Here is an 8,652-nt window from a genome sequence, read left to right on the forward strand (position 1 = left end):
TGGCAGGTGGTGCCAGGTGGGATCTGACATCCAACGACCGCTTCCGGGCAGTTTCGACGTCCGCTGTAGACCCGCAATGGGCCCCAAGCGGTCTATCGAGGGCTCAAATCGAGGGGCAAAAAGCGGTCACTTAACGAAGGAGTTCAGCCGACGCCGAAGGCGGGGTCGACTCGTTTTGGGTGCACAGAGTGACGGTGCGCAGCGCCAACATCGGCGCGGGTGTGGGTCCGTAAGTCCTTGATTTGGCTGCGATTGCTGTTCACTTTCGTCAGGCGTATCGTGCGTTCCCCACCGATGGAGGCGCGCGATGCAAGGCTTGCAGACAACATTCCTGGGCATGCGCGAGTTGCCGCACGATCTCAGCGCCTTCGAGTTGCAGGCGTTCTTCACCTTCAGCCGCGCCGAGCATGAGCTGATCCAGACACGGCGCGGCGACTCGCTCACTCGCTCAAGCTGGGCTTGGCGCTGCATATCGGATTCCTGCGCATGAGTGGCCGCCTGCTGGACGCAGTGCGGGTCGTGCCACCGGCACTGTGGCGAGGTGCCCAGCAGCACGCAATGGCTCAGGCGGTCGCTGTACAGGGCCAGCACCACTTGCGCCGCGAGGCCGCCGAGGGACCATCCGCCGATCGCCACGCCTTCGAGGTCCAGCGCCTCGATGAGGTCGCGCGCATCCTTGGCCAAGGCCACGGGGCTGTAGGCGCGCTCGCCCGTCGAGAGGCCAAGGCCGCTGTAGTCGAACGTGATGACGCGGAAGCCCTGCGCAGCCAGCGCATCGAGAAACGCCGGGTCCCACACATCCATGTTGCCGCGGAAGCGCGTGCAAAGGACGATGGGTTTCCCCTCGCCGATCGAGCGGTAGGCCAGGCGGCGGCCTTCGACCTCAGCGAACTGGTTGGGGGTGTCGACGGCAGTGGTCATGGTGTGCTCCCGGAAGTGGACAGCATCGCCACCAGTTCGCTCGTAGTGACGATCGCGTGGGCGTAGGTGGGTCCGTTGATCTCGTGCGCGACCTTCATCGCCTCCGTCGTGAAGGCGGCGGTGGCGTCGCGCACCAGCGTGACGTGGTAGCCCAGTTCGACTGCGAACTTGCCCGTGGTCTCCAGGCAGGTGTTGGCCAGCATGCCGATGAGCACGACCCGGCGAACGCCGTGCTGGCGCAACTGGATGTCGAGGTCGGTGTTGGCAAAGCCGCTGGAGCCGCGGTGCTCCTTGATCATCACGTCCTCGGGGCGGGGCTGGAAGTCCGGATGCCATTCCGCGCCCCAGGTGCCTTCGGCAAAGAGCTGGATGCGATGGCCGCCGAGCTGGTAGGGTGTGGGGTGCGCCCAGAGGCTGAAGTCCGATGGCTTGGCCCGGTTGTGCGGCACATAGAACACCGTGATGCCGGCCGTGCGGCAGGCGGCCACGGCCTCGCGCATATGGGCGATGGTGCCGACCTCGTCCATCACCGCCTTGGCGCGGCTTTGCAGCTTGCCGTTCTCGCCGAGGAAGTCGTTGTAGGGGTCGACCAGCAACAAGCCGGTCTCGCCGGCGACGATGGTGGGTACGCTCATTGGTGGCTCCTTCTGGCATTCCAGACTGGATGGCCCGCGCGAAGCCGCCAGACCTGCAGTACGCAGCCGATGACCAGCAGCAAGAAGCATACGCCCACCGCCTTCTGCAGGGCCGGGTCTTCCGGGCTGCTGAAGAGCGGCGCGCCGGTGGGCAGGCGCGTGAAGGTCTCGGTGAGGCCCGGGATCATATGGAAGAACAGCGTGGTCGAATAGGCCAGGGTCTCGACGTAGCGCGACGCCCGGCCGAAGACCTGCGTGCGACCGGCCACGGCGGCGATGGCGAGCACGATCAGCGTGATGATGCCGAGCGCGTGCGGCGCGCCAAAGCCGCCGTGCTGGAAGATGCCGAAGCCGGTGAGGCAGGTGAGTACGGTGGCCCAGATGTAGGTCTGGCCGAGCGCTGCACTTGGAGGGATCTCGCGATAGCGGAAGAGCGCTATGACGCCGGCCGCAAGCGCGACCAGGCTGATGGCGGTGTGGACGGTGCCGAGTGGTGTCAAACCGAACATGGAGTGCTCCTTTGCGGTGAACGAGAACCCGCGAACAGCAGTTGCTTCAAACTGGAGGGTCGTGACGAACTTTCGGTCTTGGCCGACTGTAGCCGGTCGGGGCCCAAAACAGTCAAGGGCGGCGGATCAGAGCGGCCATTCGCGATCTTCCTGGCCCACCTCAGTCGCGCTCACCCGGCACAGCGAGAATCAGCTCCTCGTCAATTGCCGTTGCCCTCTGCCCGTCACGCTCGCACAATGCCCTGTTGAAGGATTTTCGATTGGGTTGAAATGGCATCTCGACCAAACGTCCTGATCATCGGAGGCGGAATTGGCGGCCTGTTCGCCGCCAATGCGCTGATCGGACAGGGGCTGCGTGTTTCGGTTTATGAACAGGCGTCCGCACTGGGCGAGATCGGCGCTGGTGTGTTTGTGACACCGAATGCGGTGCGCCACTTGGAGCGTGTGGGCCTCGGGCCCGCCGTCGAGAGATGGGGTGCGCGAGTCGGTCCCGGCTCCTACTACTTTCGCCACGACGGTACGCCGATCGCCCCGGTGCAGGTGTCGGATGCCTCCGGCTGGAACGCGACCTTTGGCATGCACCGCGCCGACTTTGTCGATTTCCTCGCTGCCAACCTGCCCGCCGGGATCGTCCATACCAGCCATCGTGCTATCGCCTTCGAGCAGACCGACGACGTAGCCCGCGTCGAATTTGCCAACGGCGCCATCGCCGAGGCCGACGTTGTGGTTGCCGCCGACGGAATACATTCCGAACTGCGTTCCTACGTCTTTCCGCCCTCGAAGCCCGTCTTTCACGGCACCATTTCTTATCGAGGTCTGGTCTCGCGGGAGCGCCTGCCGAACTGGCCGATGGACCGTTGGCAAATGTGGGCCGGTCCGTCCAGGCATTTCCTGGTCTTCCCTGTTCGTCACGGAACGATGGTCAACTACGTCGGGTTCGTGCCGACCGATGAGGAAATGAAGGAATCGTGGTCCGCGCCCGGCGATCCAGCGGTGCTGCGCCGCGAGTTCGAAGGCTGGGACCCGCGCATCGCCAATGTCCTTCAGCAGGTCGACAAGACATTTCGCTGGGCACTCTACGACCGCGAGCCGTTACCGACCTGGACCAAGGGCCGGTTGACGCTGCTCGGCGACGCGGCACATCCGATGCTTCCGCATCTGGGTCAGGGGGCCAACCAGGCAATCGAGGACGGCATGGCGCTCGCCACGATCCTGGCCCAGGTGGACACATCGGGAGTACCGGCGTCGCTACTTGCCTACGAGCGATTGCGTCGCAAGCGCGTGGCGGAGATTCAGCTTGGTGCCCGACAGAATGGACTGCGTCTCGACTCGACCGACATCGATCTCAGTGCCCGTGACGCGGCGCTCGCCGCGCACGCCGAATTCCGCAAGCGCCTCTATGCCTACGACGTGGTGGCGGATGCGCGCGCCGCCGCGGCCGCGTTGCTGCAATAGATTTCTTTCGGCGCCTGCGGGATGCGATGCTGATCTGCCGATGACGGCCGCTCTGTGGTATCTGTTGAGTGGCCATGTACCCGTTCACTGACCGCTTTAGAGCAGTTGGCCCAACTACCGCTTCTGGCCGACAGTTCCAGTTCGTAGTTCGGGCTCGAAGGTCGGCTCACTGCATACTCGACCTTGCTTGTGAGAAATCGAGGGCCTGCAGGGCCGGGCTGTCTCAGTTGAAGGGAATGTGCGTGGTGCTGATGGCGAGGGTCCTCTCGCATTCGCGCGAACCATCCGAGGGCCTCAAAGAAGATCCCCCGAGGCACTGCCTCGGGGAAAATCCACCAAGTTAGGGTGGAGGAGACAATCGGCGCACCAGAWACGGATGGTCAAGGGTCCCTGTCTGTAGGCTCGCGTTGAACCATGCAAGCCGCATGCCCATGTCGTCCGTGGATCCAGCCGGGAYCGGGGTCCGTCGGTKCCKTSGGGTCGTCTCAACTCTGGATGTAGGTGCGCAGYTGATCGATCGTCTGCTCATGGTCGGCGATGATGTCGTCCATCAGGTCACGGATGGAGATCATGCCGATGATCTGGGCGCCCTCGACCACCGGCAGGTGCCGGATGCGCTTTTGGCTCAWCATCGTCATGCACTCGCGCGTGTGGGTGCTGGGCGTCACGGTCATCACGTTGGGCGTCATGATGTCGGCAACCCTCATTTCTTTCGAACTCTTGCCCTGGAGCGCGACCTTGCGCGTGTAGTCGCGCTCGGAGACCACTCCCACGAGCCTGCCGTCCTCGACCACCATGAGTGCWCCGACCTCGTAGTCGGACAGGAGTTGGAGCGCCTCCAGCACGGTGGCGTTCGGATCGATCCGCCAGGGGGCAGAGTTGCGGCGCTTGAGGAGTTCGGAGACGGGTTTCATAAGGTCGCTCCACTTGGTTGGATGCAAGCCCTACGCAAGAGCTGCGCCCGGTCGCCATTGCCGAGGCGTTGGCCGACGTGAAGGTCGGGAAGATCGAATGCCCCATGCCCCATCGGTCGTGCATCTGTCCCATGTAGCTTTGCATGCTCTGCCAGTGTTGCTGCATCAGTTGCTGGCGGGCGGCCGCATCGGGGTTCGACCGTAAGACCGCTTCTGGCCGGTTGGAGCCAGCTATCCATGACGCCAAATCAGCGAGGCACCAGGGAAATGTTGGGTCACCCACTGGGCGAAGATGACCAGTGGCTTACGCCAGTCCCGCTTGAATGATGGGTTAGGACCGCGGATGACTGCGAACCCGTTGGTAAGCCAGCGCAAGGCCAATAATGGCTAGGAAAAAAGCCCAACAAGGCATGCGCGATATCCTCGGGGATGTCCATACCGCCATCGACGAGCCGGTGCTCAAAGATGCAGCCATCGGCACGATTGTTCGATTCAGCCATTCCAGCGTTTCGCCAACTGAGCCTGGCGGTGCTGCAGAAAAAGCAGCTGAGAATTTTGCGAAAGCCTGCAGCGAAGTAGTCCAGGCCGTGGCCATCCAGCCCGGCGACATGCTGCTCGTGAGCAACCGACTTTGCCTGCACGGCCGCGGGGAAGTTGGGGGTGAAATCGGCGGGCAGTCGAGGTGGCTGCTGCGGACCTACGGGCTGGACACGTCCCAGCTGGATGACAGTCGTCGCCATCTCGGCAATCGGCCGGCTCACGCGCTCTTTCCCTAGTGTGGAGCGCCGGAGTGGTCGGTTCTTGCCGACGCTGCTACCTTCACGCTCGGTCAGGAAGGGGTCCGGCCGGACCTCCAGGAACGAACCATCCATTGCCGTGGACTTCACAAATCCCACAGCGAGCTTCTTTGCCCGCGTGGTCGCTTCGTCCCGCGAGAGGCGTCGAACGGTATTGGTGAGCAAGAAGGACTACGACGAATATCGCCATCCTGTGGCACTTGTAAACCATGTATCTTGATTCCTGATTCATGCGACCTTGACGCGCCCCCTCTATCGCCGAAAGACCGCTGCTGGCTGCGGATTCAGCCGCTCGGGATGCCTAGGAATATATGAGGGTGAGCACAGAGAAGAGCACAAGAACTCCAAAGAAGCAGAAGTAGAACAGGCCTACGAAGCAATTAACGGCGAAGCGAGGCATTCGACTGGCGAGCTCTCGAAGCCTGTATGCAGTCGGACTCCCCCCAGGAAGAACGGCCGCGATGCCGTGCCGAAGTCCACGATGAGCACGATCCGCACCGGCAGATGCTGGAACGTCAGCTCAAGGGCCGAGGGCTGCCAGCACGCTGATCGGCGGCTACTGCCCGGCTCCGACTTGATGTCAGGCACGCGGCGTTAGCGCGCTCGCTACCGATCGCAGGTGAGCGCCTCCCTGGACTCTCCGACGCACTTTTTGTCTCCCTCATGCTGGTTTCGACTTTGCACTGAGCAAACAAATTCATCCCGAACAATCAACAACTATTCGATGGAAAGTGTCGAGTTCTAGGGCCCAAGTATCGATTTCTATTCGAACATCCCAGGCTGGATTTGTCCTGCGAAGCCCTACTCCACCGTCACGCTCTTCGCCAGGTTGCGCGGCTTGTCGACGTCGGTGCCGCGTGCGCACGCGGTGTGATAGGCCAGCAACTGCAGCGGCACCACGTGCAACAGCGGCGACAGCGCCCCGTAGTGCTCGGGCATGCGGATCACATGGATGCCCTCGCTGTTCTCGATCCGCGTGTCGCCGTCGGCCAGCACGTAAAGCACGCCGCCGCGGGCGCGCACTTCCTGCAGGTTGCTCTTGAGCTTCTCGAGCAAGGCGTCRTTGGGCGCCACGGTCACGACCGGCATCTCGCTGGTGACCAGCGCCAGCGGGCCGTGCTTCAACTCGCCGGCGGCGTAGGCCTCGGCGTGGATGTAGGTCACTTCCTTGAGCTTGAGCGCGCCTTCCAGCGCGATCGGATAGTGGAGCCCGCGCCCGAGGAACAGCGCGTTCTCCTTGCGCGCGAAGTCCTCCGACCAGCTGATGACCTGCGGCTCCAGCGCCAGCACCGACTGCAGCGCCACCGGCAGGTGCCGCATCTCCTTCAGGTAGCGCGCCTCGTCGGCCTCGCTCAACCGCTCCTTGGCCTGCGCCAGCGCCAGCGTCAGCAGAAACAGCCCCGCCAGCTGCGTCGTGAAGGCCTTGGTCGACGCCACGCCGATCTCGACCCCGGCCCGCGTGATATAGGCCAGCTTGCATTCGCGCACCATGGCGCTGGTGGCGACATTGCAGATGGTCAGCGTCTGCGCCATGCCCAGCGAGCGCGCGTGCCGCAGCGCCGCCAGCGTATCGGCCGTCTCGCCCGACTGGCTGATGGTCACGACCAGGGTCCTCGGATCGGGCACCGAGTCGCGGTAGCGGTACTCGCTCGCGATCTCGACCTGGGTCGGGATCTTCGCGATGCCCTCGAGCCAGTACTTGGCGGTGCAGCCGCTGTAGTAGCTGGTGCCGCAGGCCAGGATCAGCACCTTGTCGATCTCCTTGAACACGCGCCATGCCGCCGCGCCCGGCGCACCATCGACACCGACGCCGTCGAACAGCTCGGGCACGATGCCTTCCACGCCCTCGAGCGTGTCGGCGATCGCGCGCGGCTGCTCGAAGATCTCCTTCTGCATGTAGTGCCGGTAGGGGCCGAGCTCGGCGGCGCCGCTGTGCGCCTGCACGGTGCGCACGGTGCGGGCCACCGGCTTGTGCGCCCGGTCGACGATCCAGTACTTGCCCGGCTGGATGTCGACCACGTCGCCCTCCTCCAGGTAGACGATCTGGTCGGTCACGCCGGCCAGCGCCATCGCGTCGCTGGCCAGGAAGTTCTCGCCGGCCTCCTGGCCGACGCCGAGGATCAGCGGCGAGCCGGCGCGGGCACCGACGACGCGCTGCGGCTCGTCGCGGCAGATCGCCGCGATGGCGTAGGCGCCCTGCAACTGCTTGACGCTGGTCTTCACGGCCTCGAACAGGTCGCCGTCGTAGTGGCTGTCGATCAGGTGCGCGATGACCTCGGTGTCGGTCTGGCTCGCGAACACGTAGCCCCTGGCCTGCAGCGCGGCGCGCAGCGCCTCATGGTTCTCGATGATGCCGTTGTGCACGATCGCCACCCGCCCGGGGCGGACCGCCCCGGCTTCGGCGCCCGGGCCGTGGCTGAAATGCGGATGCGCGTTGTGCACCGCCGGTGCGCCGTGCGTGGCCCAGCGCGTGTGCGCGATGCCGGTGCTGCCCTCGATGTGGTCGTCCCGCACCTGCGCCAGCAGGTCGGCCACGCGCGAGGTGGTGCGGGCGCGCTGCAGCCCCTGGGCGTGTACCGCCACGCCGCAGGAGTCATAGCCGCGGTACTCGAGGCGCTGCAGGCCCTGAACCAGGACGGGAACGATATTGCGGCCTGAAACGGCGCCGACGATGCCACACATGGAACTTCTCCTTCGGTTGGAGCCGCGATGGTAGGCCTCGTCAAACGAAATATGGAATCATGCACAGATATGTTTTGTCTTAATATTTCATCAAACGAGTATCGAGATTATTTATTCCATAATTCATATAATTATGAAATTTATTGACCTTGACGAAACGGACCTTCGCTTGCTCGACGCCTTGCAGCGAGACACCTCCGAGAGCAACCAGTCGCTGGCGGAGCGGCTCGACATCTCGCCGCCGACCTGCCTGCGCCGCCTGCGTCGCCTGCGCGAAGGCGGATGGATCCAGAGCGAGGTCGCGATCCTGGACCCTGCGCGCATCGGTGCGCTGCTGACCGCGGTGGTGGAGGTCTCGCTCGACCGGCAGGATGCCGGCTCGCTGGAGGCCTTCGAGCGGCGGGTGGCCCCGGACGACGCGGTGCAGCAGTGCTACCGCGTCTCGCCCGGTCCCGATTTCGTGCTGATCGTCACCGTGCGCGACATGCCCGGCTACCAGGCGCTGGCGCAGCGCCTGTTCACGAGCGACGCCAACGTGCGCAACGTCAAGGCCTTCTTCAGCGTCCACCGCTCCAAGTTCGCGCCGCAACTGCCGCTGCCCGACCCGGCCTGAGGCCCGTCGCGCCGGGACTGCCAGGGTCTGTTCACACTATTTCCGGGGTCGCGAAGGCCTGCCAGGACGGGCCAATCAAGGCGCGCGACGCGGCATGTGCGTTGGCACATGCAAGGCGTGCAACGC

Annotated in this window: 7 protein-coding genes and 2 pseudogenes; 4 read left to right on the forward strand and 5 right to left on the reverse strand. The window is 64.3% G+C overall.

Translation table 11 applies throughout. The features are described from left to right. Window positions 1–307: 307 nt before the first annotated feature. A pseudogene (locus AC1D2E_RS33250) lies at window positions 308–540 on the forward strand (DUF4158 domain-containing protein); the annotation flags it as partial. A 15-nt stretch (window positions 541–555) separates the two neighbouring features. On the opposite strand, the pseudogene AC1D2E_RS33255 reads toward AC1D2E_RS33250, so the two are convergent. The 3 genes and pseudogenes from AC1D2E_RS33255 to AC1D2E_RS33265 form a co-directional block, all read right to left on the reverse strand. Continuing rightward, window positions 556–921 (reverse strand): annotated as a pseudogene (locus tag AC1D2E_RS33255) (alpha/beta fold hydrolase); the annotation flags it as partial. Beyond that, a complete protein-coding gene (locus AC1D2E_RS33260) occupies window positions 918–1,556 on the reverse strand; it encodes a cysteine hydrolase family protein (protein ID WP_478201355.1) in 639 nt (212 codons plus the stop codon). The gene AC1D2E_RS33260 and the pseudogene AC1D2E_RS33255, both read right to left, overlap by 4 nt. Further along, window positions 1,553–2,065, reverse strand: coding sequence for a DUF2306 domain-containing protein (locus AC1D2E_RS33265; RefSeq protein WP_478201356.1), 513 nt, complete (start codon window positions 2,063–2,065; stop codon window positions 1,553–1,555). The genes AC1D2E_RS33260 and AC1D2E_RS33265 overlap by 4 nt, the downstream gene beginning before the upstream one ends. A 270-nt stretch (window positions 2,066–2,335) precedes the next feature. Between AC1D2E_RS33265 and AC1D2E_RS33270 the strand changes: the two genes are divergently transcribed. Then, window positions 2,336–3,520: an FAD-dependent monooxygenase gene (locus tag AC1D2E_RS33270; RefSeq protein ID WP_478201357.1), complete on the forward strand. Its 1,185-nt coding sequence runs from the start codon at window positions 2,336–2,338 to the stop codon at window positions 3,518–3,520. Between the two features lie 485 nt (window positions 3,521–4,005). Here AC1D2E_RS33270 and AC1D2E_RS33275 read toward each other — a convergent pair whose 3' ends face one another. After that, window positions 4,006–4,434, reverse strand: a complete 429-nt coding sequence (locus AC1D2E_RS33275; protein WP_478201358.1) for a CBS domain-containing protein — start codon at window positions 4,432–4,434, stop codon at window positions 4,006–4,008. 410 nt (window positions 4,435–4,844) lie between these two features. Here AC1D2E_RS33275 and AC1D2E_RS33280 point away from each other — a divergent pair, with 410 nt between their 5' ends. Further along, a complete protein-coding gene (locus AC1D2E_RS33280) occupies window positions 4,845–5,210 on the forward strand; it encodes a TauD/TfdA family dioxygenase (protein WP_478201359.1) in 366 nt (121 codons plus the stop codon). A gap of 822 nt (window positions 5,211–6,032) precedes the next feature. Here AC1D2E_RS33280 and glmS read toward each other — a convergent pair. Further along, window positions 6,033–7,913, reverse strand: a complete 1,881-nt coding sequence (glmS, locus tag AC1D2E_RS33285) for a glutamine--fructose-6-phosphate transaminase (isomerizing) (RefSeq protein ID WP_478201360.1) — start codon at window positions 7,911–7,913, stop codon at window positions 6,033–6,035. Window positions 7,914–8,046: 133 nt separating this feature from the next. Here glmS and AC1D2E_RS33290 point away from each other — a divergent pair, with 133 nt between their 5' ends. Continuing rightward, window positions 8,047–8,526 (forward strand): Lrp/AsnC family transcriptional regulator, encoded by a 480-nt coding sequence (locus AC1D2E_RS33290; protein WP_478201361.1) that lies wholly within the window; start codon window positions 8,047–8,049, stop codon window positions 8,524–8,526. Window positions 8,527–8,652 lie beyond the last annotated feature (126 nt).

The organism is Variovorax sp. P1_H2 (assembly GCF_056405295.1).

Excerpts from the sequence above, each read along its gene's own strand:
- AC1D2E_RS33270 (WP_478201357.1), top strand. The coding sequence starts at position 2,336 with ATGGCATCTCGACCAAACGTCCTGATCATCGGAGGCGGAATTGGCGGC.
- AC1D2E_RS33260 (WP_478201355.1), bottom strand. The coding sequence starts at position 1,556 with ATGAGCGTACCCACCATCGTCGCCGGCGAGACCGGCTTGTTGCTGGTC.
- AC1D2E_RS33280 (WP_478201359.1), top strand. The coding sequence starts at position 4,845 with ATGCGCGATATCCTCGGGGATGTCCATACCGCCATCGACGAGCCGGTG.
- AC1D2E_RS33290 (WP_478201361.1), top strand. The coding sequence starts at position 8,047 with ATGAAATTTATTGACCTTGACGAAACGGACCTTCGCTTGCTCGACGCC.
- AC1D2E_RS33265 (WP_478201356.1), bottom strand. The coding sequence starts at position 2,065 with ATGTTCGGTTTGACACCACTCGGCACCGTCCACACCGCCATCAGCCTG.